This is a genomic window from Pseudomonadota bacterium (assembly GCA_026388255.1).
GTDB lineage: Bacteria > Desulfobacterota > Syntrophorhabdia > Syntrophorhabdales > Syntrophorhabdaceae > JAPLKB01.
In genome coordinates this window covers 1-22,242 of record JAPLKC010000012.1, presented here as the reverse complement: position 1 = coordinate 22,242, position 22,242 = coordinate 1, and the positions used below count along the sequence as shown (strand labels likewise).

The following is a 22,242-nucleotide window of genomic DNA, read 5'->3' as shown; positions in this document are numbered from 1 at the left end:
TGTAATGACCTCTATCGGACTCATATTCACCTTCCTTCTGATTATAGTAATAACTCTATGGCTATTACTACAACTTATTTTGGTTGTATGATTGTCCGGCTAAAACGGGGGCTACTCCACAGAAGTCCTTTAATATCAAGCGACGTCTCTAAAAAGTCTTCACTACATCCCGCTTAATCACATCTGGATTCCGGCTTCCGCCGGAATGATAGAAAATAGCGATCAGGGCACTTTTGCAAGCCCCTCGAGTCATGAGTATCCGGCTAAAACGGGGGCTACTCCACCATCAAAGATAATAAATCAGGAGAAAAATATCGCTTAGGGTAGCATACGGGGTAGCACTGAGTTTTTAGATCTTGTGAAATGTATTGTAACTTATTGATCTTACTTGGCTGGGAGACAAGGATTTGAACCTTGATTCACGGAGTCAGAGTAAGTTATATTACCATTTTAACGGATTTTCACAAGAATTAACTTGACATAATTTAACTTTTAATATTAATATACTTATATGATATTTACAGCATTTATCAACAGATACAATATCACTAAAAATCACTCTATAAAATTGAAAAGGTTAGCAATAGGTTAGCAATTAACTTTATGAGAGGTGCTATATGTTAAACAAAAGAGAGCAGGTAAAAGACAATAACAACAAAAAAGTTACAGGTGTTTTTCAAAGAGTATCCTCAGAAAAGACGTTCAAAAGTAAACCGGACATATGCTTTGACATATGTTACAAGCATAAAGGTAAATTATATTGGGAGAAAATAGGCTGGTTAAGTCAAGGATACAGCGTTAAGAATGCGGTTGATACACGCAATGAGCGCATACGTAGTATAAGAAAACACATTGAACTACCGAGGGAAAATCAGAAAGCACCGTTATTTAAGGATGTAGCAAAGAAATACCTTGAATGGTGCAAAGATAACAAATGCCGCAATGGTTATGATGAGCGCATAAGGTATGAAAAGCACCTTGAACCGAGATTTGCAAATAAACGCCTCAATGAAATATCACCTTTTGACTTGGAAAAGATGAAGTCTCAATTATTGAAATCAGAGCTTGCACCTTCAACAGTAAAACATGTCTTGATACTCTTTCGCATGATATGGAATAAGGCTCTTATATGGGATATGTGGAAAGGTGAGAATCCGGTTAAACAGGTAAAGTTGCCTAAAGTGCAAAATGAGAGAGAACGGTTTCTATCCTTTCAAGAGGCAGAGATATTGCTACAGGCGTTAAAAGAATCCTCACTGATAGTGCATGACATGGCCTTGCTGTCTTTGCATTGTGGCCTTAGATTCGGCGAGATCACAGCATTAAGAGGCGTTGATATAGATTTAGCAAATGGACTGATAAACATAGCGGATCCAAAAAACAAAACTTCACGAAAGGCATATATAACTAAAACTGTAAAAACTATGCTTCAGGCACACATACCGGAGAACAGGGAAGATTTCATATTTTTTCCACGAGGCGAGAAAAAACAGATCACACATATAAGCGCAACATTTCACCGAACAGTAAAAGAACTTGGTTTCAATAACGGCATTACCGACAGGCGGCAATGGATTTCATTCCACAGTTTAAGACATACTCATGCCTCATGGCTTGCACTGTCAGGTGAATCTTTGCTTGTTATTCGGGAGGCGTTAGGACATAAAGACTTTACCATGACAAAGAGATATGCACATTTAGGAGCTGATACAAGAAAACAGGCTGCTACACGGCTTGAGCAGGCTTTTAACAAGGGCAAAGAAAGCAATGTCGTGCATTTAAACGAGCAATAGCAGCATACACAGGGGATATAGCCGCTCTCGAAAAGGGTAATCCCGAACCCCTTCCCCTGTGCAATTCATTCAGGACATAACACTTACAAGAGGTGGCAGCCATGAACAAAACCGATTTTTTCAATGCAATAATCCGTCATCCGGAGTTTCTGAAAGATTACAAAGAATATTTGACACTTGGCGATGAGCTACAGGCGCAAAGGTATAATGAATTATGTGTAAAATGGAGAACAGACATCACCGCTGCTTATGCTTATTACATTAATTCCCCACTGTGGAACGATAAAAGGGTTTACGACTATGGTTTATCGGTAATGCCGAAACCACAGGTAGACATGACCGGGGGCCGTTACCTGTATCTTAGAATTGATCTAACTAAAACACGAGATTCATTAGTGTCAGAATTTCAGTCTATGTTACGGGGATTCGAAAAACTTGGGATAAAGAGGAAAACCCAAGAAAGACAAACCGATCCTATCTTAAACCATTGGGATGTATATGACGCAATAGAAAAAAACCACAAAACCCTTTCAGACCTCGCCCAAAACAATACCGGAAAGGAATCCTGGGATGATGACATCTTTAAATCATCATATAAAAAGCATGATCGAGCATACAAAAAGGCTTGTATTTTAATATCTAAAGTCAATACCAAGTAAACCGCTTATTTTCAGCAGAACTCCCGCATAAGCCCTCCCTAAATCGGGATAGACTCATAGACGTAGTTATATTTATACTTCCTATATGAAATAAATAAATCATACAGGAGGTAACACGATGAGCAGACTCAGAGAATTAAATTCAAAGAAAGCATTAACCCCGGAAGAGGTTAGCGAACAGTATGGACTAAGCAAAGGGACACTTGCTAATTTACGCTCAAAAAAACAAGGTGCAAAATTTTTTCGTGTCGGCGGAGGCCGGAAAATCCTATATCGTATTGAGGATTTAGAATCATGGCTTTATCAGAATCCGGTTATGACCATTGATAGCCATAACGACAGGTAAGCAGCCATGACGAAGGACTATTCATTTTTCTTAAATAATTATGATCCAGTTACAAATGGACTTGTAAAAATGGCACTTGAGGACGTCCAGGCGTCCGGCTTATCACCGGAAACACTTGAGAAGGCAGGTGTCAGGATATTCTCAGGCAATACCGAAGAACTTAAAGGCAGGCTTGGCTTTTCGAGCATTGCCGGAAATCCAATATTGAAAACTTTTATCCTGGTTGAGTTTCCATACCATGACAAGGAAGGTAAGGCTATGTTTTACGAGTTTAAACCTTATCCGTCTATTGAAGGCAAGAAATACCTGCACCCTAAAGACACGGCAGCCTATCCTTATATACTGCCTTTTATATGGGATATTGCAGACAAGCCACATAAGCCTATCTGGATCACCGAAGGCATGAAAAAAACCCTGAAACTTATTCAACACGACAGCCCTACTATTGGCCTTGCAGGTGTCTTTGGTTTTAAGGCAGGCAAGAACTCCGAAGAGATAGAAAGCCTTAGTTTATGGCGTGAATTGGAATCATTCACATGGAAACACCGCGCTGTTTATATTGGCTTTGATACAGACCTTTGGACAAATTCACAAGTAAGATATGCCCTTTATGAATTATCATTCAAGCTGTTAGCCAAAGATGCAATTATCCGGTTTCCACAATGGCAGGATGGCAAAGGCATTGATGACCATCTTGCAGGCGTGGCCGACGTCAAGAGTGAACTTCGTCTCCTTGAAAGTAAGGCATTACCACTTGAAAAATTTGTCACCTTTGAACATAAAGACGAAATTATCAGGGCATTTTCAGAGGTACAGGAAGGCATGGACAGCCTTTTGAGAGAAAACCTTGTCAATGTTGTAGCTAAGCGCTTCAGTATCCGACCTAAGCGCCTTTATCTGGAACTTGATAACAGGAGCAGTAAAAACAAAATTGAAGGTTATACAGAAGTTGAAAAGCAGGCTGCTATGGGATTACTCAACGATCCGGCTCTTATTCAGAGTTTTCTTAAAGTATGTCATAAAAGGTATATTGGACGCGACAAGACGTTGATCCTTGTTAAACTTGCAACACTGACCAGACATTTAAAAAGAGGACTGAGCGTCGTCCTGTCCGGCGGCTCTTCGAGCGGCAAATCTGAATTGTTAAATACGATATCAAAATCAGTTGATCCGAAAATAATGGAAAACTTTTCAAGAACATCCGCGCTATATGTGCAATATCGGACAGATGACCTTGCACATAAGGTGATTGTTTATCACGAACTAAACGGAGTAGGCCAGACGGCACAAACTATACGGACGGCGCTAACTGAGGGCGAGCTTGTGCTGGGAACGGTTCAAAAAAATGCCCACGGAACCATGACAGGTGAAAAGATAGAGAAAGATACAACCGGACTGGTGATTCTTTCAACACATACCGGGTACAGAATTGATTACGAACTATCTACAAGGATATTGCTACAGGAAATCACTCACGATGAAAATTTAGCGAGGCAGGTATATAACCTTAAAGCAGGGAATAATTACGTTGACTGTGACGAAGATTTTAAGCTATGGCAGGTTGCCGATTCTCTTATTGAATCGAAGGAAGTGGAAATTCCATATATTTCTGCCCTTGCTGAATTGTTTCCGACGAAGGATGAGCGGTTCATGCGAGATTTTGACAAAGTTGTTTCGCTCATTAAAGCGTCGGTACTATTCCATCAATATCAGCGTGAACAGACCGACGACGGTGTAATAATAGCGAATGAAAATGATTATAACCTTGTTTATTCTCTATCAGATGCTTTTACTCAATCTTTATTGCCTGTAGGAAAACCTGTTATTGAAATCCTCCAGGCTATTGATTCAATTGAAGGATGTATAAGAAATGATCTTCTAAATCTTTTTTCTCACTCTGAAAAGACATTAACTCGATACATAAGTCAGGCAGTAAAAGCGGGTTGCCTTGAAACTGAAGGGCGTGGCAAAAAGCAAAAATTGAAAGTTTTGGAAATTCCAGAACCTGTTTCGATATTACCGAGGCCGGAGGATATTTTTAAAAAAAGTATTTCTATATCCCGTGTCCAATTGTCCAATTTAACGGAAACTGTTGATAGCGTATGCCAAGAATCGGACAAAGGCGTTTGTCCAGTTCTGTCCAATTTGTACAAAACGGACAATAAAACTGTAAATATCGGACAATCGGACAAAGAGGGTTGTCCAATTAATATTGTTGATGATAAAGCCTCTATACCACTTTGGACAATCGGACAACAAAAAGAGAAAGAAAAAAATGAAATTATCGAACTGCCTCAAGGGGTGACAATATGTTGACTCTTAAAGTTTTAGAAAATATCTCATTCAAGACACCGATTGCCGTTATAAGTAAAGCAGCAGGCGAGATACTTAGCGTTAATAATGTGCAATTCGCTTTATCTCTTGTCGATACAGGCAAGGCACAATTGGAAAATGACAGTATTGATATGACTGAATTGATGCAAGAGTTGATCCGGATAGATCATGAAACAGACTCAGCGCTTTTCCTTGATGAAAGAATTGCAGGCAGTACCTTCGTCCTTGCAGCATATCAGACAGGCAATAAAATATTATTCATTGAACAGGTGATCCAGTTAATAGGGCTATATGTAAAATGTAGGCAGATATAGGTTAATTAACAGTTTTTAAGGGGGTTAATAATGGTTAAAAAGATTGACAATGACAAAATGTTAGAAATGTTTAAGCAAGGCATACCACAAAAGGACATAGCTTCACACTTTAATGCATCCTGTCCTGCAATATGCAAAAAACTGAAAAGGCTCTTACCACAACCTGAAAACATACTCGATAAATATAATTTTACTGAACAACAACAACAGTTTGTTATCGAGAAGGCCAAAGGGAAAAATAACACCCAGGCTGCCCTTTCAAGCTATGAGACAGGCTCAATGCAAGCGGCAAAGGTTATTGGCAGCAATTTAATGCAAAAACCGGAAATTCAGCAAAGCATTGCCGAACTGATGGATGGCTGCGGTTTGACAAGACAATACAGAATAAGGCGGCTGAAGCAGCACGTTGACAGCGCCTTGCCTGATATTTCGTTAAAGGGTCTGGACATGAGTTTCAAACTTGATAATTCTTATCCCCCTCAGCGTAATGTTAATCTAAATGTGGACATTGTTCCGACCAGTCCTGTGGATATCCAGGTTCTTTTTGGCGAAAAAAAAGAAAATGTGGATAATTAACCCGGTTGATCTAAGCAAATTTAAGCGCTAAATGGTTATTCAACAATGCGATATTATTGCGTAAACCCTAAAAGAGGTAAAATCAATTCACAACAAAAGGACGGCTTTCCCCCTACCCCTTACCATCGGCCTTAACCCCCTATTTGCTTGGGCAGGAGGAAATGCAGATCGCATATGCATCCCTACAGGCTCGCAATGTCTCGGTTTTGAAGCCAACTGACGGGCCGCCAGAGACGCACTGAGAATATGTGGTAGTGCATTGTCGTGTGCAACCAGGGTCAGCCTTGCTCACGTCAATATCTGTGATACTGTAGGCGCACCCGGATAAGGCCAAGAAGGCTATTGCCAGATATATCGTCTTCGTCTTGGTCATTTTTCCTCCTTCATAGCCTGTAAAGAATCTGGGCCCTTAATATCATTTATGAATTTCAATGACGGTATCTGCTTCCTTTTTCAATTTGGGACGAGCAAGCTCTGAATCATTGGGGTCAAGACACATAAACTGAATCTCTGCCTTTGGGAAATTGCCAAAAACATATGGAGGTTGAGCTTCGCTTGTATTAACTACTTGAAGCGTTTTCTTTTGACTCAGGCAATATTGATTAGCTTCTTGGAATGCTTCTGCCTTTAGTGTTCCAGAACCAGAAAAACCTGTGGCTGCCTGACGCGAAACCATAAACGTGTCTTTTCCAATAGGCACGACGCCAGAGTTTGATGCACAACCTGCCAATAGAAGTACTATTGAGCAGTAAATTATCTTCTTCATCTGCCAGTTCCCCTTTTTCTTCTTCTTTTTTTCGGACAGACAACGAAATATTATCTCTGCTGAAGTGCACGGTCATCCGGCTTAAGGCAGCGGAACTGTACCTCGCCGGAAGCAATCTGTCCGAATCCTCCGCCAGGCGTTTCGTTCGTGCTTATGGGTTGTAGCTGCTTTCCGAGACTCTTGCAGAAGGCGTCTGCTTCTTGGAACGCTTTGGCCTTTTGCGCCGAACCCGATGACCACCCCATTACGCCGTGACTTGCGATCATGTACGTGTCGGGCCCCGTCGAAACGACATTGGTGACGCCAGCACAGCCTGCGACCAAGGATACCATTAAGAGTGCTATTGCTACTATTACTCTCATTGTCATTCCTCCTCCATACTTACCTGTTGTCAAGGACAATGCCGTTCTTAAAATAACAAACTTATGAGGATAACCAGGAGCCCTAACCATATAATTACAGAGATTCATGAATATTGTCAATGTTGATAAGGTAATTCAATCAATAATTGGCAAATTCAAGTTACTTTTTATGATTTATTAACTGGGTAGCATGATGAACAGCCTTTCCTTCTCAACAAATGCTGCGACCAAAACATTTATTAGTTGTCAATTAACAGATCGTATTCTTTTCCAGCATTGTCTTGGCATATACCCAGACCGCTTCTGCTTGAATACATAAATTCGCAACGTATTGCATCACCATCGGGAGAGATGGCAAGAACCCTACCATTTCCTGAACCGGGTATATATGTTGTCCCGAAGCCACTACCAAAAGCTGTGGCCGTTTTTGTGCCCGAATAAGCTGTTGAAGTCCCAAAAGTATTGGAGTACGCAACACTTCCCCCACTATATACATATGTGCCAGAGTATGTCTTTCCATTAAGAGTGATTGTCACGCTTTTCCCCATCTCTTGAGCAACCCCTTGCCCCCTTTCGCCTCCTTGTCTTGGTATTAAAGTGAAGTTATGCGCACACCCGGTGACGATTGCCATTGTACATATCAAAAAAACCAATATTAAGTTCTTCATATTCCACCCATTTTGCCTTCCTCAGACATGTAAGATACTTAATAAATTAAGAATATGCTTTCAGTCAATGCTATGACAATACAATTTTAATGTCAACACATAGATTCTATAATAGTAACCATTACCGCTTAAAATCACAGATAAACAAGTACCTTTCAAAACTATTTACTTCAGGGAGCAAAAACATCTTATACAAATATACAAAGAACAACAAAATTAACCCTTTTAAAAATTATGGCGCACCTAAAGGAAGGAATATTGTTATCTTCGTCAAGTTGACGGCTTCCCCCCCTGCCTACCCTGTGGGACAGTAGCCTTGTAGTCCAGGACGCTCTACAATCAACGAAACGATACTATGATATACAAGTGTATACCTTATCAATTTAGAAGCGTTATACAGTTAAATATGACGATGCAATTCAATGATATGAAATCCGAAGCTATACATTTTCTGGACTAAAAATATGCCTTATTTCTCGTGTAGGTTAGCAATAGGTTAGCAATGAGTTTTTTTTAGTTTGTGAATTGTCTGGTAAGTTATTGATTTTACTTGGCTGGGAGACAAGGATTTGAACCTTGATTCACGGAGTCAGAGTCCGTTGTCCTGCCGTTGAACGATCTCCCAGTAGAATATCGAAATGTTACTTATTCTCTTATTTCTCTTTCTTTACTTTCTTTTCTTTCTCTTTCTTTTCTTTCTCTTTCTTTACTTTTTCTTTTTTTACTTTCTTTTCTTCTTCTTTTTCTTTCTTCTGGGTGAGTTCAATGAGTGCCATAGGAGCTGCATCGCCCTTTCTTCTTCCGAATTGATACATATCTGTCTCCGATATCGGTAAACAGCTTCCTTACTATTTCCTTATCACGTAAAAAAGCAAAGGCAAGCCTCATGGAGTGGAGATCTTTTCTTTTCGCTAATGTAATAAGCCTGTCTGCCACTCTTCTTAACTCCATAGCCTTGGTATCTGTGGTCTTTATGCTCTCGTGCTGGAAAAGAGAGTTTGCCATATTCATTAAAAGCGCTCTTCTATGGCTTTTTGTCCTACTCAATTTACTTACAGTTCTCAAATGCCTCATGTTTATAAACCTCTATATATGATCTTTTCTTTTCAGTGCCATCTTATCCAAATCATCCCTGGATGGAAAACTTTCAAGCTTAATTCCAAGCCTCAATCCCATATAGGAAAGAATTTCCTTTATCTCGTTCAAAGACTTCCTGCCGAAATTTTTGGTTGTTAGTATTTCCTGCTCCGTTTTCTGAACAAGTTCACCGATGTATTTAATATCCGCATTCTTCAAACAATTTGCACTTCTGACAGAAAGCTCCAACTCCTCTACACTCCTGTACATGTTCTCGTTAAAATCCTGTTTTTCAATCAGTTTTCCATCTGCAATGATTATATCTTCAATATCTTCAAAGTTTATAAAAATACGCATCTGTTCTTTTAAAATCTTTGCCGCAAAAGAGAGTGCATCTAACGGATCCACACTCCCATTCGTCCATATTTCCATGGTCAATTTGTCATAATCGGTTCTCTCGCCAACCCTTGCAGGTGTAACGTTATAACTTACCTTTCTTATTGGTGAGAATACTGCATCAATAGGTATGGTTCCTATTGGTTCATTCTCATCGTAATTCAACTCTCCGCGCACATAGCCCCTGCCGATTCTCGCTTTCATGGTCATATACAATCTTGCTTCATCACTCAGTACAGCAATATAATGGTCAGGGTTCATAATCTCAACGCCGCTGTCATGAATTATATCTCTTGCTCTAACTTCCTTTTTCTCTGCAATATCAATCTTCAGTTCTTTCGGCTTATCATCACTTATCCGTAAAATTACCTTTTTAAGGTTTAGTATTATCTCGGTAACATCCTCTTTAACCCCTCTGATTGTAGAAAATTCATGATCTATACCATCAATCCATACCGACGTTATAGCGCCGCCCATAATGGATGAAAGCAGTGTTCTCCTCAATGAATTTCCAATGGTGACACCGTATCCTCGCTCAAAGGGCTCAGAAGAGAACTTTACATAATTACTCTCTTTTTTTTCTATCTCAATCTTCGTTGGCCTAATCAATTCCTGCCAATTTTTTTCAAACATATGCAGCACCCTCCTTTGGGGGTATAAAACTACCTTGAATAGTACTCTACTATGAGCTGTTCCTTAATAGGCATTGTAATGTCTTCTCTTGCGGGTAACAGTCTTACTATTCCCTTCACATTATCTTTATCTAATTCCAACCATGAAGGGACTCCCCTTCTCACAACTGATTCAAGGGCATTTTTTACACTCTGGAGATCTTTATTTCTTATGGCTATTTCATCACCTTCCTTCACAAAATAAGAAGGGATGTTTACTTTTTTTCCATTAACGGATATATGGTTATGTGATACAATCTGTCTCGCTTCTTTCCTCGATGTAGCAAATCCAAGTCTGTAAACCATGTTATCGAGCCTTCTTTCAAGCAGTACAAGAAAATTCGTTCCTGTTATGCCCGGTTTTCTCTCTGCAATTGTAAAAAATCTCTTAAACTGCTTTTCACCAAGACCGTATATCTTTCTCAATTTTTGTTTTTCTCTTAGACGGATACCATATTCAAGCGTTTTACTTCTTGATTCAACGTGCGCGCCTGGTGGATAATTTCTCTTTTCTATTGCACACTTTTCCGTATAACACCTTTCGCCTTTGAGAAATAACTTACTCGCCTCTCTTCTACATAACCTGCACGATGGTCCTACGTATCTTGACAAAGCTTTCCTCCTTACACTCTTCTTCTTTTTGGCGGTCTGCAACCGTTGTGAGGTATCGGTGTAACATCTCTTATCAGATGTATCTTTAATCCTGCACTCTGCAGCGCTCTCAGGGCAGCTTCTCTCCCGGCACCAGGCCCCTTTATAAACACATCTACAGTTCTCAATCCATTTTCCATTGCCTTTTTTGCAGCATTTTCTGCAGCAAGCTGCGCTGCAAAAGGCGTGCTCTTTCTTGAGCCCTTAAACCCTACAACACCTCCGCTTGACCATGAAATAACATTTCCCTGAGGGTCTGTGATTGTTATGATTGTATTATTAAAACTCGATTGGATATATGCTTCTCCTATCGGAATATTCTTTTTAATCTTTTTCTTAGTACTTTTTTTGGTCTTGGCCATGCGCTCACCTCATTTCTTTTTTTTCATAGACGTCTTTCTGGGGCCCTTACGCGTCCTTGAATTTGTTCTTGTTCTTTGACCCCTCACCGGCAAGCCTTTTCTATGTCTCAAGCCTCTATAACAGCCTATATCCATCAGCCTTTTTATATTTACACTTACTTCCTTCCGTAAATCACCCTCAACCTTATAATCTCTCTCTATTATATCCCTTATTTTTGCAACTTCCTCTTCGCTTAACACGTTTGTTCTCTTATTCGGATCAATAGCTGCTTCTGAGAGTATTCTACCGGACAATTGCCTGCCTATACCAAATATATAAGTCAGGGCAACTTCAATCCTTTTATCTCTCGGTATATCAACACCAGCGATTCTTGCCAAGTTTTACCTCCTTACCCTTGTCTCTGTTTATGCTTAGGATTATCGCAGATTACTCTGACCACCCCTTTTCTCTTGATAATTTTACATTTGTCGCATCTCTTTTTAACTGAAGGTTTCACCTTCATAACAACCTCCTAATTTTACTCTATATATATAATCCTGCTCCTAATTTTACTCTATGTATAATCCTGCCCCTATTTTGCTCTATATATAATCCTGCCCCTGCTCAGATCATAAGGCGATAGTTCAACTATCACTTTATCACCTCTCAATATCTTTATATAATGCATGCGCATTTTTCCCGACACATGGGCAAGCACTTTGTGTCCATTGGGCAGCTCCACCCGAAACATTGCATTCGGCAACGGTTCTATCACTGTTCCTTCTATCTCTATTCCTTCTCCCTTTGGCATATTTTCCTATATCTTGCTCAATATATCAGGTCCATTCTCCGTAATTGCAACTGTGTGTTCGAAGTGGGCCGATAACGAGCCATCCTTTGTTGCTGCTGTCCAGCCGTTTTGCTTTATGACAACTTCTTTTTCTCCCATATTAACCATGGGCTCAATTGCCAAAACCATTCCTTTTTTTAATCTAATACCTGTGCCTTTTTCACCGAAATTAGGTATCTGTGGGTCTTCATGCAAACTTTTTCCAATCCCGTGCCCCACAAAATCTCTCACTACTGAAAAACCTGCATCTTCAACATTTGATTGAACCGCATAGGAAATATCGTGCAATCTATTTCCTTCCTTAGCCTCATCAATACCCTTGTAAAGAGACTCCTCAGTTATTGCAAGCAGTTTCTCCACTATTAAAGGTACCTTGCCTACGCTTTTACTCAATGCAACATCTCCATAAAATCCATTATAAAAAATACCAAAATCAAGGCTTACTATATCGCCCTCTTTTATAATACGTTCATCCGGCATTCCATGAACTACTTCATCGTTTACAGAAATACACAGACAGAACGGATAACCGTTGTAGCCTTTAAAAGCAGGCTTCACATTTTTCAATTTATTTATCCTGCTTTCGCATAAAGATTCAAGCTCTATCGTCTTAACTCCTTCTTTAACAAACTCCTTTAAATAAAACAGTGTTTCAATCGCATATCTGCTTGCTGTTCTTATCTTCTCGATTTCGGCTGTACTTTTTAGTAATATCATGTTGCAACTATCGGTACCTCACCTTCTTCCTTTAATACGTGCAGATTTCTTCACAAGCCCATCATAATGTCTAAGTATAAGGTGAGACTCAATCTGCTGAATAGTATCAAGGGCAACTCCAACTACAATAAGAAGTGCAGTACCTCCGAAATAAAAGGGAACATTAAACTTTTTCACAAGCAGGGTTGGGAGAACGCAGACGAAGGATATATACATTGCTCCAACAAAAGTAATCCTTGAAAGTACCTTCTCTATATATTCAGACGTTTTCTTGCCCGGCCTTATCCCCGGTAAATAACCCCCATATTTTTTCATGTTATCTGCCACATTATCCGGGTTGAATACTATTGCAGTATAAAAAAAACAGAAAAATATTATAAAACCAATATACATAAACTCGTGCAGTATAGTGCCGGGGGTAAGTAATTCTGCAAATTTTTTCATATATGGGTGATCTATAAAACTTGCAATTGTTGCAGGAAACATAAGGATTGATGAAGCAAAGATAGGCGGTATAACTCCGGCGGTATTCACCTTCAGAGGCAAATGCGTCGCCTGGCCTCCGTAGATCCTTCTCCCTACAACTCTTTTTGCATACTGAACGGGTATCCTCCTCTGGGATGTCTCCATAAATATTATGAAGGCAATGACAGCCATCATCATCGCTACAATTAATACAATGACAAACCAGTTCATTTCACCGGAATTTACAAGACTCATAGTACCTGCTATTGCATTGGGCATCCTCGCAACAATACCGGCAAAAATAATCAAGGATATACCGTTTCCTATCCCTTTTTCCGTAATCTGTTCGCCGAGCCACATAATGAAAGATGTCCCACCGGTAAGGGTAATCATAGTCATAAGTCTGAAACCCCATCCCGGATTATATACAACAAGTTCTCCTGCGGCGCCGCGCATCTGTTCCAGCCCGATGCTGATTCCAAAACCCTGGATAAGAGCGATGATAACCGTACCATACCTCGTGTACTGGGTTATTTTCTTTTTTCCGGCATCTCCTTCTTTTGATAATCGCTCAAGCGTAGGAACCACAACTGTTAAAAGCTGCAATATAATAGATGCACTGATATACGGCATAATCCCAAGAGCAAAAACAGAAAGTCGCTCTAACCCACCGCCCGCAAACATATCAAAGAAACCGAGTAATGTACCCTTTGCCCTTTCAAAGATGCCTGCAAGCACTTGCCCATCGATACCAGGCGTAGGTATATGTACTCCAATCCTGTATACAGAAAGCAACGCAAGGGTAATGATTATCCTTCGCTTAAGTTCAGGGATCTTTCCAATATTCTGGAAACCTCCCATTAAATCAATACCTCCACATCCCCGCCTTGTGCCTGAATCTTCTCAATAGCTTTTTTAGATGCCTTATGAACAGCGACTTTTATTGAAAAGTCAATATTTCCATCAGATAACAACTTTATCCCTGACTTCATTTCCCTTACTAATCCTGTAGTAAAATAATCCTCTATGTCTACCCTTTCCTTCCCCCTGAACACCTCAAGATCTATTATTTTTACAAGTGCATATTCTTTTCTAAAAGGATTCTTAAAGCCTCTCTTCGGGATTCTCCTCGTAAGAGGCATCTGACCGCCTTCAAACGATTTATTTTTTGTACCACCGCTCGTTGCTCGCTGACCCTTGTTTCCGTATGTTGCAGTAGTTCCATGGCCAGAACCTGTGCCCCTTCCTACTCTTTTTCTTTTCTTTCTTGATCCCTCACATGGTTTTAAGTCTGAAAGTTTCATCTATTGAACATCCTCCAACACCTTTACGAGGTGTATAACTTTTTTTACCATCCCTCTTATCTCGGGCGTATTTTTTACAACCTTTTCTTCATAGAGCCTTTTAAAACCAAGACTTTTTACCGTAGCCCTCATGTCCTTAGTACAACCGTTAGTACTGTGTATCCATTTTACTTTGAGATAAGACACATCAAGCCTCCTCGCCCTTAATTTTTCCTCTCTGTTTCAATGACATCTCAGGCGATTTTAACGTGGAAAGTCCTTTTATTGTAGCCTTCACAACATTATGATAGTTCCTTGAGCCATAACACTTCGTTAATATATTCGTTATGCCCGCCACTTCAACTACAGCCCTCACCGCCCTTCCCGCAATAACGCCTGTTCCTGCGCTTGCAGGCTTCATAAATACTTGGCTTGTACCGTATTTCGCCTTGGCTTCATGCGGAATTGTACCGTTCGAAACTGGAACTTCTACAAGATCCTTTTTTGCACGCTCAATTGCTTTACGAATTGCATCAGGCACTTCGTTTGCTTTTCCCAAACCATATCCTACATGACCGTTACCGTCGCCAACCACAACTATTGCGCTGAAGCTGAAACGCCTGCCGCCTTTTACAACCTTCGCAACACGATTTATATATACCAGTCTGTCCTGTAATTCAATTCCATCCACTTCAATGCGCCTTTTCTCAACCAATAGAAAGCCTCCTCTCAAAAAATTAGACCGGCTTCTCTTGCTGCCTCCGCAAGTGCCTTGATTCTGCCGTGATATTTAAAACCGTTTCTGTCAAAAACAACCTTTGTAAATCCCATTTCGATTGCCTTCTTGCCGATACACTCACCAATTTTTTTAGCTGCTTCTATGTTGCCGCCATATTTCATCTGCGCCTTCACATCCTTATTCAGGGTGGAAATGCCTGTCACAACCTTATCATGCACATCATCAATCAGCTGCACGTAAATATTGCTTAAGCTTTTATAAACACAGAGCCTCGGCTTTTCCTGACTTCCAGCCACTTTCTTTCTGATTCTTTTTTTTCTTTTCAGTCTCGCTTCGGCTTTATCTTTTCTCTGCATTTCAGCTCCTTACTTCTTCCCTGTTTTGCCTGCCTTCTTCCTTAAAACTTCACCTGCATATTTTACACCTTTATTTTTATATACATCTGGTTTCCTCAGAGCCCTGATTTTTGCTGCAACTTCACCAACAAGCTCTTTGTTTATACCTTTTATCGTCACTAATGTCTGCTTATCAACCTGCGCATCTATCCCAAGGGGTAATGGAAATGTTATAGGATGTGAATATCCAAGGTTAAATATCAGGTCATTCCCTTTTAATTCAGCTCGATATCCAATACCGGCTATTTCGAGCTTCCTTTCGAATCCGTTGTGAACACCTTCAACCATATTTGAAATTAAGGTTCTCATAAGTCCATGATAACCCTTTATTTTCTTTTCTTCATTTTTTCTCAGTACTGTTACAACATTTCCATTAAAGGACAGCTCTAATCCCTCAAGTAGTTTTCTGCTCAGTGACCCCTTCGGCCCGGACACTGTTATTTCATCGCCTTCAAAATCCAGCTTCGCACCATCAGGCAATGTAATAGGTTTTTTACCTATCCTTGACATACCACACCTCACCATACCAACAGGAGGGGTTCGCCGCCTGTGTTATTCTTCTTTGCATTTTTATTTGTCATCAATCCCTTCGAGGTTGAAAGAATCACCGTGCCATAACGTTTTGAGAGCTTTTGCATCTCATCAACCTTTGCGTATACCCTTCTTCCCGGTTTGCTGATTCTTTTCAAGCCTGTAATCACGCTTTGATTATGAGTATCATAGTGTATATAAATCTTCAAAAACTTTTTCCTCATATCATCAACAAAAATCTTATAATTTTTTATGTATCCTTCTTCTTTCAATATCTTTGATATAGCTAACTTCACGTTAGAATAAGGTATATCAACCGACTCATGTCGAGCCATTATAGCATTTCTTATTCTTGTAAGCATATCAGCTATAGTATCTGTCATCGCCATACATGCCCCCTTACCAGCTTGATTTAGTCACTCCAGGAACCTCTCCTCTTAAAGAATAATTCCTGAAACATATTCTACACATCTGAAATTTTCCCAGATAGCCCCTTGGTCTACCGCAAACAGCACATCTATTTCTATGTCTCGTGCTATATTTAGGAGTCTTTTTCCATTTCTCTATCATTGACCTTCTTGCCATCTACTCCTCCATCAATTCCTGAAGGGCATGCCCATAAGCTTTAAAAGCTCAAAACCCTCTTCATCTGTTTTAGCTGTTGTTCCAATTGTTATATTCATCCCTCTTGCCTTATCCACCTTATCATAATCAATTTCAGGAAAAATAGTTTGCTCTCTTAAGCCAAGGGTATAATTTCCTCTGCCATCAAAGGATTTTGGGGAAACACCTTTAAAATCCCTTACCCTTGGAAGTACAATATATACAAGTTTATGAAGGAATTCATACATCCTTTCCCGCCTCAGCGTCACCATGCAGCCAATCGGCATACCTGCTCTCAATTTAAAAGAAGCAATAGATTTCTTAGCTTTAGTTATAACGGGCTTTTGTCCTGTAATCATTGCAATATCGCCGGATGCAGCATCAAGGGTCTTTACATTCTGTATTGCCTCGCCAACGCCTATATTTACAACAATTTTTTCAAACTTCGGCAATTGCATAACATTTTTATATCTGAATCTCTGCATTAAAGCCGGTACTACTTCTTTTTCATAAAAATCCATATACGCCGTTTTCAAGTAACGCCTCCTGCCTACTTATCAATAACCTCATTACATTTTTTGCAGAATCTGACTTTATTTCCGTCTTCAAGTATTTTTTTGCCTACCCTTACAGGTTTTGAACATTTCTCACAAAAAATCATCACATTGGAAACATGGATCAGGCTTTCTTTCTCCATTATCCCGCCTTTTGTTTTCTGGCTTGGTTTCACATGCTTTTTTACCATATTTACTTTCTCAACTATCAGTCTGTCTTTTTTCTTGGCAATTCGTAGTATCTTGCCTGTTTTCCCTTTATCCTTTCCTGTCGTTACTATGACAAGGTCGTTTTTCTTTACATGATAATACTTTTCCATAGTTACCTCACACTACTTCAGGTGCCAAAGACACGATCTTCATAAACCTCTTTGCCCGTAACTCCCTTGCTACAGGCCCGAATATCCTGGTTCCTATCGGCTCATTGTATTGATTTATTATTACAGCAGAGTTATCATCAAACTTTACATACGAACCATCCACTCTTCTGATCTCTTTCTTGGTTCTCACTATCACAGCTTTTACAACATCCCCTTTTTTAACCTTTGAATTTGGGATTACTTCTTTTACAGAGGCTACGATAATATCCCCAACAGTTCCATATCTCTTCTTGGAACCTCCAAGGACTCTGATACATCCTAATTTTTTCGCGCCTGAATTGTCCGCAACCTCAAGTTTAGTTCTCTCCTGTATCATCCTTCACCACCTCTTCCTGAGCAAGAATGGTCTCCACTTTTTTAATAATTTCCTTCACCAGCCATCTTTTCTCTTTGCTCAATGGTCTCGATTCAACAATCAATACCCGATCTCCCATTTCGCAACTGTTTTCCTCATCATGCGCTTTGTATCTCTTTTTAGTGCTTATGTATTTATGGTACATTGAATGTTTAAAGGATCTTGATACTTCTACTACTACTGTCTTGTCCATCTTATTCTTAACTACCACGCCTGTAATCTTCTTTTTGTTTGTGTCAGCTTTCAATTCCATGCTTAACCTCAAATTGTATTAAGCTCATAGTTCTTACTTCTTAAATGGTTTATAAGCGGATAAATTTTATCCATTTAACTGCTTAGCTGTTTCTGCCTGATGAATGTTTCTACTCTTGCAATATCCTTTTTTATTATAGCTATTCTTGCATTATTCTCAAGCTGACCGGTAGAATGCTGGAATCTTAAATTAAAAAGCTCTTCTTTGAAGTCTTTTTTCTTTTTTGTGAGCTCTTCTACTGTTAACTCTTTCAGTTCCTTCGCTTTCATTGTTCCTCACTTCTCGCAATAAATCTTGTTCCTATGGGAAGCTTAAATGACGCTATTCTTAAAGCCTCTTTTGCCTTATCTTCAGGGACACCCTTTATCTCATAAAGCACTTTTCCCGGCAATACAACAGCTACCCATCCTTCAGTAGCACCCTTGCCCTTTCCCATCCTCGTTTCAGCAGGCTTCTTTGTTATCGGTTTATCAGGGAATACCCGTATCCAAACTTTTCCTGTTCTCTTTACATAACGTGTAAGCGCAATCCTTGCTGCTTCTATCTGCCTCGCCGTAATTCTCCCACATTCCACTGCCTGTAAACCAAAATCTCCAAAACTTACCTTATTGCCTCTACTGGCGGTACCAGTCATCCTTCCTTTTTGCTGTTTCCTATATTTGACTCTTTTAGGTGAAAGCATTACACTGCCTCCTGATACACTTCGCCTTTAAAAATCCAAACTTTAACACCTATCACACCATATTTCGTCTGCGATATTGCAAAACCATAATCTATATCAGCCCTGATTGTCTGAAGCGGAACCCGTCCTTCACGATACCACTCGGTTCGAGCCATCTCTGCTCCTGCCAATCTACCTGCACACATTGCCTTAATTCCTTTGGCGCCGAATTTCATAGCTTGTGATACATTCCTCTTCATCGCCCTTCTGAACGATACCCTTCTTTCAAGCTGCAGGGCCACATTTTCTGCAACAAGTTGAGCATCAACCTCAGGTCTTTTTATCTCAGTAATGTTTAATATAACTTCCTTCTCAGTAATCCTCTGTAATTCCTTTTTAAGATTTTCTACCTCTGCACCTTTTCTTCCGATAACAAGTCCAGGTCTTGCAGTATATATATTTACCTTTACTCTTTTATCTTTGTTGGCCGCTCTTTCGATCTCAATCTTCGAAACACCTGCCTGGCGCAATTTTTCTTTCAGAAACTTCTTGATCCTGATATCTTCATGCAAAAAAATTGCATAATTTTTTGCTGCAAACCATTTAGAATCCCACGTTTTAATTACTCCCAGTCTAAAACCATAAGGATGTGTCTTTTGACCCATTTAACCTCCAATATTAAGATTCATCCAGCACAAGGGTGATGTGACTTAATCTCTTTCTGATCTTCGATGCCCTTCCCATAGCCCTCGGTAGAAACCGTTTTAACATGGGTCCCCCATCGACTATTACATTCTTAATAAAAAGACTATCTATATCCACATACTTTTTTTGCTTTGCGTTGGCAATCGCACTATCAAGAAGTTTTTTAAGGATAAAAGACGCCTTCTGAGGCATATACATGAGAATACCCATTGCATCATTGACATTTTTCTTCTTTATAACTTCTCCTACAATTCTTACCTTTCTTGGAGAAATCCTTATCATTTTTGCTCTTGCCAAAATTTCCATGTTATCTATTCCTTCCTTTTCACAACTTTTGCTTTTCTATCTCCTGAATGACTGTGAAATATTCTCGTTGGAGAAAATTCACCAAGCTTATGGCCAACCATTTCCTCTGACACAAAAACAGGTATAAATTTCTTTCCATTGTGAACTGCAAAAGTCAACCCAATAAAATCCGGTGTGATTGTTGAGCTCCTGTTCCAGGTCTTTATAACCTTTGAACTCCTCGACCCCTTTGCTGCTAAGGCCTTTTCCATTAACTTTTCGTTTACGTATGGCCCTTTCTTTAAAGACCTTGCCACATGTACCTCCCTAACCTCTTAACTTGATTATATATTTATCAGTTCTTTTATTTTTTCTTGTTTTCAATCCTTTTGATAACTGTCCCCAGGGAGAACATGGATGTCTTCCGCCCTTTGATCTTCCCTCACCACCGCCCAATGGATGGTCTACAGGGTTCATAGCTGTTCCTCTGACGGTAGGTCTTGTACCCTTCCATCTTGATTTGCCTGCCTTTCCTATTGTGACATTCTCATGGTCAATGTTTCCTACCTGTCCAATTGTCGCCATGCAAGTCAACAGAATCAGCCTTACTCCTCCGGAAGGCAGCCTTACATGTCCATAAGCGCCTTCTTTCGCTACAAGCTGCGCATAATTGCCTGCGCTTCGTGCAATCTGTCCGCCTTTTCCAGGTTTCATCTCTACGTTATGAATAAAGGTTCCGGCAGGGATATATTTTAAAGGAATTGCATTTCCTTCATTTATTTCAGTATCCGATTTCTTGCTCGCAATGATCACATCACCAACCTTCAACTTAAGCGGTGCAAGAATATACCTTTTTTCACCATCAACATAATGTATAAGTGCAATGTTTGCAGATCTGTTGGGGTCATACTCAATGCCCGCAACTTTACCGGGAATTTCATATTTATTCCTTTTGAAATCTATAACCCTGTAGTTTCTCTTATGTCCGCCGCCAATATGTCTTGTTGTTATCCTGCCATAATTATTTCTGCCGCCTGACCTTTTAACGGGTACTACTAACGATTTCTCCGGTTTATCCTTTGTAATCTCCTCAAAGGTGTTAATGCTCATGAATCTTCTGCCGGCAGATGTTGGCTTATATTCCTGTATGCCCATTATGCACCCTCAAAAATAGTTATTTTATCTTTTGGACTCAATTTAACAATTGCTTTTTTCCAGTCAGGTCGCTTTCCGGAAAACTTTCCAACTCTTCTTGTTTTACCTTCCATTCTCGCAACATGTACTGAAACTACCTTTACCTTAAAAAGTTTTTCTATTGCTTTTTTGATTTCTATTTTATTTGTATCTCTCTGAACTTCAAAAACATACTGATTTCCTGTCTCTTTCAAGAGAGAACTTTTTTCTGTTATTATGGGTTTTACAATTATATCATATTCAATCATTGCACCAGCACCTCTTCTACCTTTCGCAAGGCATCCAATGTAAAAACAAGTTGTTCATATTTTATTACATCATATACGTTTAAACCGTCCGTTCTTAATACTTTAACAAAAGGTATGTTTCTCGCCGATTTTTCTATAATTTCATCTTTTTTATCAATAATAAAAAGTGGTTTAGTAAGTTTCAGTATATCTACTATGCCTTTAAATGTCTTTGTACTGAAATTCTCCAATACAAGTTTGTCAAGTATTGTCATTTTTGACTCTGTATATCTTACTGTTAAAGCAGATCTTAGCGCACTTCGTCTTACTTTTTTAGGTACAGAATAACTGTAATCTCTTTGATGTGGTCCGAATACAACACCACCACCTACTTGAATAGGCGCTCTTATATTCCCCTGTCTTGCTCTTCCAGTGCCTTTCTGCTTATAAAGTTTCTTTCCGCTTCCCTTTACATCCTTTCGTGTTTTTGTCGATGCCGTCCCTCTTCTTCTCCCTGCAAGCTGCATTTTTACTACATCATGCATAAGATAGGGTTTAACCTCGACATTAAACACTTCATCCTTTATCTCAACTTCACCTATTTTATCGCCTTTTATATCAAGTAAATCTGCCGTTGCCATCATAAACTCCTCAGGACTTTATTTCCACATCGACGCCTGCTGCAAGTTCTAATTTCATCAAGGCATCAACTGTCTGTTGTGTCGGATCAACAATATCTATCAATCTCTTGTGCGTTCTTACTTCAAACTGCTCCCTCGATTTTTTATCAATGTGCGGGGAACGTAATACACAAAATTTTTGTATTCTTGTTGGCAACGGAACAGGTCCAACAACCTGCGCTCCAGTTTTTTTCGCTGCATCCACTATTTCTTTTACCGATTGATCAAGTAATCCATGATCAAAGGCCTTCAGGCATATCCTGATTCTCTGCCTCATTTTTTTTCCCCTCTACTCTATAATCTCAGTGACAACACCGGCTCCGACAGTCTTTCCACCTTCCCTGATAGCAAAACGGAGTTCCTTCTCAAGGGCAATGGGGGTAACAAGCTCAACAATGATAGTTACATTA

General features: G+C 39.7%; 39 protein-coding genes, 1 tRNA gene and 1 pseudogene. 6 read left to right on the top strand and 35 right to left on the bottom strand.

The window, feature by feature from the left end:
- Positions 1 to 617: 617 nt before the first annotated feature.
- From NT178_00935 to NT178_00910, 6 genes are all read left to right on the top strand, one after another.
- Positions 618 to 1,793: a site-specific integrase gene (locus NT178_00935; GenBank protein MCX5811100.1), complete on the top strand. Its 1,176-nt coding sequence runs from the start codon at positions 618 to 620 to the stop codon at positions 1,791 to 1,793.
- A 101-nt stretch (positions 1,794 to 1,894) separates the two neighbouring features.
- Entirely contained in the window at positions 1,895 to 2,452 is a 558-nt protein-coding gene (locus NT178_00930) for a hypothetical protein (protein MCX5811099.1), read from the top strand.
- A gap of 118 nt (positions 2,453 to 2,570) precedes the next feature.
- The gene (locus tag NT178_00925; GenBank protein MCX5811098.1) at positions 2,571 to 2,798 is read left to right on the top strand and encodes a helix-turn-helix domain-containing protein; all 228 of its coding nucleotides are present in this window, start codon (positions 2,571 to 2,573) and stop codon (positions 2,796 to 2,798) included.
- 6 nt (positions 2,799 to 2,804) lie between these two features.
- On the top strand, positions 2,805 to 5,114 hold the full coding sequence (locus NT178_00920) for a DUF3854 domain-containing protein (GenBank protein ID MCX5811097.1): 2,310 nt from the start codon (positions 2,805 to 2,807) through the stop codon (positions 5,112 to 5,114).
- Entirely contained in the window at positions 5,108 to 5,446 is a 339-nt protein-coding gene (locus tag NT178_00915; GenBank protein ID MCX5811096.1) for a hypothetical protein, read from the top strand. The genes NT178_00920 and NT178_00915 overlap by 7 nt, the downstream gene beginning before the upstream one ends.
- Positions 5,447 to 5,476: 30 nt before the next feature.
- Positions 5,477 to 6,022 (top strand): terminase small subunit, encoded by a 546-nt coding sequence (locus tag NT178_00910; protein MCX5811095.1) that lies wholly within the window; start codon positions 5,477 to 5,479, stop codon positions 6,020 to 6,022.
- A 139-nt stretch (positions 6,023 to 6,161) separates the two neighbouring features.
- Here the strand turns inward: NT178_00910 and NT178_00905 are convergent, their stop codons facing one another.
- The 35 genes and pseudogenes from NT178_00905 to NT178_00735 form a co-directional block, all read right to left on the bottom strand.
- Positions 6,162 to 6,395 carry a hypothetical protein gene (locus NT178_00905; protein ID MCX5811094.1) on the bottom strand — a complete coding sequence of 78 codons (234 nt, stop codon included), beginning with the start codon at positions 6,393 to 6,395 and terminating at the stop codon, positions 6,162 to 6,164.
- Between the two features lie 42 nt (positions 6,396 to 6,437).
- Entirely contained in the window at positions 6,438 to 6,788 is a 351-nt protein-coding gene (locus NT178_00900) for a hypothetical protein (protein ID MCX5811093.1), read from the bottom strand.
- A gap of 50 nt (positions 6,789 to 6,838) precedes the next feature.
- Positions 6,839 to 7,150, bottom strand: coding sequence for a hypothetical protein (locus NT178_00895; GenBank protein MCX5811092.1), 312 nt, complete (start codon positions 7,148 to 7,150; stop codon positions 6,839 to 6,841).
- A gap of 239 nt (positions 7,151 to 7,389) precedes the next feature.
- Entirely contained in the window at positions 7,390 to 7,782 is a 393-nt protein-coding gene (locus NT178_00890; protein MCX5811091.1) for a hypothetical protein, read from the bottom strand.
- Between the two features lie 587 nt (positions 7,783 to 8,369).
- Positions 8,370 to 8,443: transfer RNA gene (locus NT178_00885), tRNA-Gln, on the bottom strand.
- Between the two features lie 28 nt (positions 8,444 to 8,471).
- Positions 8,472 to 8,892, bottom strand: a pseudogene (gene rplQ / locus NT178_00880) (50S ribosomal protein L17).
- A gap of 12 nt (positions 8,893 to 8,904) precedes the next feature.
- The gene (locus tag NT178_00875) at positions 8,905 to 9,924 is read right to left on the bottom strand and encodes a DNA-directed RNA polymerase subunit alpha (GenBank protein MCX5811090.1); all 1,020 of its coding nucleotides are present in this window, start codon (positions 9,922 to 9,924) and stop codon (positions 8,905 to 8,907) included.
- Positions 9,925 to 9,953: 29 nt separating this feature from the next.
- The gene (gene rpsD / locus NT178_00870) at positions 9,954 to 10,574 is read right to left on the bottom strand and encodes a 30S ribosomal protein S4 (protein ID MCX5811089.1); all 621 of its coding nucleotides are present in this window, start codon (positions 10,572 to 10,574) and stop codon (positions 9,954 to 9,956) included.
- Between the two features lie 11 nt (positions 10,575 to 10,585).
- Positions 10,586 to 10,975, bottom strand: coding sequence for a 30S ribosomal protein S11 (rpsK, locus tag NT178_00865; GenBank protein ID MCX5811088.1), 390 nt, complete (start codon positions 10,973 to 10,975; stop codon positions 10,586 to 10,588).
- A gap of 9 nt (positions 10,976 to 10,984) precedes the next feature.
- The gene (gene rpsM / locus NT178_00860; protein MCX5811087.1) at positions 10,985 to 11,353 is read right to left on the bottom strand and encodes a 30S ribosomal protein S13; all 369 of its coding nucleotides are present in this window, start codon (positions 11,351 to 11,353) and stop codon (positions 10,985 to 10,987) included.
- Positions 11,354 to 11,364: 11 nt separating this feature from the next.
- Complete coding sequence (gene rpmJ / locus NT178_00855; protein MCX5811086.1) at positions 11,365 to 11,478, bottom strand: 50S ribosomal protein L36; 114 nt, start codon at positions 11,476 to 11,478, stop codon at positions 11,365 to 11,367.
- A gap of 69 nt (positions 11,479 to 11,547) precedes the next feature.
- Positions 11,548 to 11,766 carry a translation initiation factor IF-1 gene (gene infA, locus NT178_00850; protein ID MCX5811085.1) on the bottom strand — a complete coding sequence of 73 codons (219 nt, stop codon included), beginning with the start codon at positions 11,764 to 11,766 and terminating at the stop codon, positions 11,548 to 11,550.
- 6 nt (positions 11,767 to 11,772) lie between these two features.
- On the bottom strand, positions 11,773 to 12,522 hold the full coding sequence (gene map / locus NT178_00845) for a type I methionyl aminopeptidase (protein MCX5811084.1): 750 nt from the start codon (positions 12,520 to 12,522) through the stop codon (positions 11,773 to 11,775).
- 18 nt (positions 12,523 to 12,540) lie between these two features.
- Positions 12,541 to 13,848, bottom strand: coding sequence for a preprotein translocase subunit SecY (gene secY / locus NT178_00840; protein MCX5811083.1), 1,308 nt, complete (start codon positions 13,846 to 13,848; stop codon positions 12,541 to 12,543).
- Positions 13,848 to 14,291 carry a 50S ribosomal protein L15 gene (rplO, locus tag NT178_00835; protein ID MCX5811082.1) on the bottom strand — a complete coding sequence of 148 codons (444 nt, stop codon included), beginning with the start codon at positions 14,289 to 14,291 and terminating at the stop codon, positions 13,848 to 13,850. The genes secY and rplO overlap by 1 nt, the downstream gene beginning before the upstream one ends.
- On the bottom strand, positions 14,292 to 14,477 hold the full coding sequence (gene rpmD, locus NT178_00830) for a 50S ribosomal protein L30 (protein ID MCX5811081.1): 186 nt from the start codon (positions 14,475 to 14,477) through the stop codon (positions 14,292 to 14,294). It abuts the gene before it with no gap.
- Between the two features lies 1 nt (position 14,478).
- A complete protein-coding gene (rpsE, locus tag NT178_00825; GenBank protein MCX5811080.1) occupies positions 14,479 to 14,967 on the bottom strand; it encodes a 30S ribosomal protein S5 in 489 nt (162 codons plus the stop codon).
- A 32-nt stretch (positions 14,968 to 14,999) separates the two neighbouring features.
- Complete coding sequence (gene rplR, locus NT178_00820) at positions 15,000 to 15,365, bottom strand: 50S ribosomal protein L18 (protein MCX5811079.1); 366 nt, start codon at positions 15,363 to 15,365, stop codon at positions 15,000 to 15,002.
- Positions 15,366 to 15,374: 9 nt separating this feature from the next.
- Entirely contained in the window at positions 15,375 to 15,914 is a 540-nt protein-coding gene (gene rplF, locus NT178_00815) for a 50S ribosomal protein L6 (protein MCX5811078.1), read from the bottom strand.
- 8 nt (positions 15,915 to 15,922) lie between these two features.
- Positions 15,923 to 16,324 carry a 30S ribosomal protein S8 gene (gene rpsH, locus NT178_00810; GenBank protein ID MCX5811077.1) on the bottom strand — a complete coding sequence of 134 codons (402 nt, stop codon included), beginning with the start codon at positions 16,322 to 16,324 and terminating at the stop codon, positions 15,923 to 15,925.
- Between the two features lie 10 nt (positions 16,325 to 16,334).
- A complete protein-coding gene (locus NT178_00805; GenBank protein MCX5811076.1) occupies positions 16,335 to 16,520 on the bottom strand; it encodes a type Z 30S ribosomal protein S14 in 186 nt (61 codons plus the stop codon).
- 11 nt (positions 16,521 to 16,531) lie between these two features.
- Entirely contained in the window at positions 16,532 to 17,059 is a 528-nt protein-coding gene (gene rplE / locus NT178_00800; protein ID MCX5811075.1) for a 50S ribosomal protein L5, read from the bottom strand.
- A gap of 29 nt (positions 17,060 to 17,088) precedes the next feature.
- Positions 17,089 to 17,412, bottom strand: coding sequence for a 50S ribosomal protein L24 (gene rplX / locus NT178_00795; protein MCX5811074.1), 324 nt, complete (start codon positions 17,410 to 17,412; stop codon positions 17,089 to 17,091).
- A gap of 7 nt (positions 17,413 to 17,419) precedes the next feature.
- On the bottom strand, positions 17,420 to 17,788 hold the full coding sequence (gene rplN, locus NT178_00790) for a 50S ribosomal protein L14 (GenBank protein MCX5811073.1): 369 nt from the start codon (positions 17,786 to 17,788) through the stop codon (positions 17,420 to 17,422).
- Positions 17,769 to 18,080 carry a 30S ribosomal protein S17 gene (gene rpsQ / locus NT178_00785; protein ID MCX5811072.1) on the bottom strand — a complete coding sequence of 104 codons (312 nt, stop codon included), beginning with the start codon at positions 18,078 to 18,080 and terminating at the stop codon, positions 17,769 to 17,771. The genes rplN and rpsQ overlap by 20 nt, the downstream gene beginning before the upstream one ends.
- Positions 18,081 to 18,154: 74 nt before the next feature.
- Positions 18,155 to 18,349, bottom strand: a complete 195-nt coding sequence (gene rpmC, locus NT178_00780) for a 50S ribosomal protein L29 (protein MCX5811071.1) — start codon at positions 18,347 to 18,349, stop codon at positions 18,155 to 18,157.
- Complete coding sequence (gene rplP, locus NT178_00775) at positions 18,346 to 18,762, bottom strand: 50S ribosomal protein L16 (GenBank protein MCX5811070.1); 417 nt, start codon at positions 18,760 to 18,762, stop codon at positions 18,346 to 18,348. Before rplP ends, rpmC begins: the two co-directional genes overlap by 4 nt.
- Positions 18,762 to 19,406 (bottom strand): 30S ribosomal protein S3, encoded by a 645-nt coding sequence (gene rpsC, locus NT178_00770; protein MCX5811069.1) that lies wholly within the window; start codon positions 19,404 to 19,406, stop codon positions 18,762 to 18,764. Before rpsC ends, rplP begins: the two co-directional genes overlap by 1 nt.
- Before the next feature lie 13 nt (positions 19,407 to 19,419).
- A complete protein-coding gene (gene rplV, locus NT178_00765; protein MCX5811068.1) occupies positions 19,420 to 19,752 on the bottom strand; it encodes a 50S ribosomal protein L22 in 333 nt (110 codons plus the stop codon).
- Positions 19,753 to 19,757: 5 nt separating this feature from the next.
- Positions 19,758 to 20,048: a 30S ribosomal protein S19 gene (rpsS, locus tag NT178_00760; protein MCX5811067.1), complete on the bottom strand. Its 291-nt coding sequence runs from the start codon at positions 20,046 to 20,048 to the stop codon at positions 19,758 to 19,760.
- A 10-nt stretch (positions 20,049 to 20,058) separates the two neighbouring features.
- On the bottom strand, positions 20,059 to 20,886 hold the full coding sequence (rplB, locus tag NT178_00755) for a 50S ribosomal protein L2 (protein MCX5811066.1): 828 nt from the start codon (positions 20,884 to 20,886) through the stop codon (positions 20,059 to 20,061).
- Complete coding sequence (locus NT178_00750) at positions 20,886 to 21,173, bottom strand: 50S ribosomal protein L23 (protein MCX5811065.1); 288 nt, start codon at positions 21,171 to 21,173, stop codon at positions 20,886 to 20,888. The genes rplB and NT178_00750 overlap by 1 nt, the downstream gene beginning before the upstream one ends.
- The gene (gene rplD, locus NT178_00745; GenBank protein MCX5811064.1) at positions 21,170 to 21,793 is read right to left on the bottom strand and encodes a 50S ribosomal protein L4; all 624 of its coding nucleotides are present in this window, start codon (positions 21,791 to 21,793) and stop codon (positions 21,170 to 21,172) included. The genes NT178_00750 and rplD overlap by 4 nt, the downstream gene beginning before the upstream one ends.
- 10 nt (positions 21,794 to 21,803) lie before the next feature.
- A complete protein-coding gene (gene rpsJ / locus NT178_00740; protein MCX5811063.1) occupies positions 21,804 to 22,109 on the bottom strand; it encodes a 30S ribosomal protein S10 in 306 nt (101 codons plus the stop codon).
- A 12-nt stretch (positions 22,110 to 22,121) separates the two neighbouring features.
- Positions 22,122 to 22,242: elongation factor Tu (locus tag NT178_00735; GenBank protein MCX5811062.1), on the bottom strand; the 121-nt coding region annotated here is incomplete at its 5' end.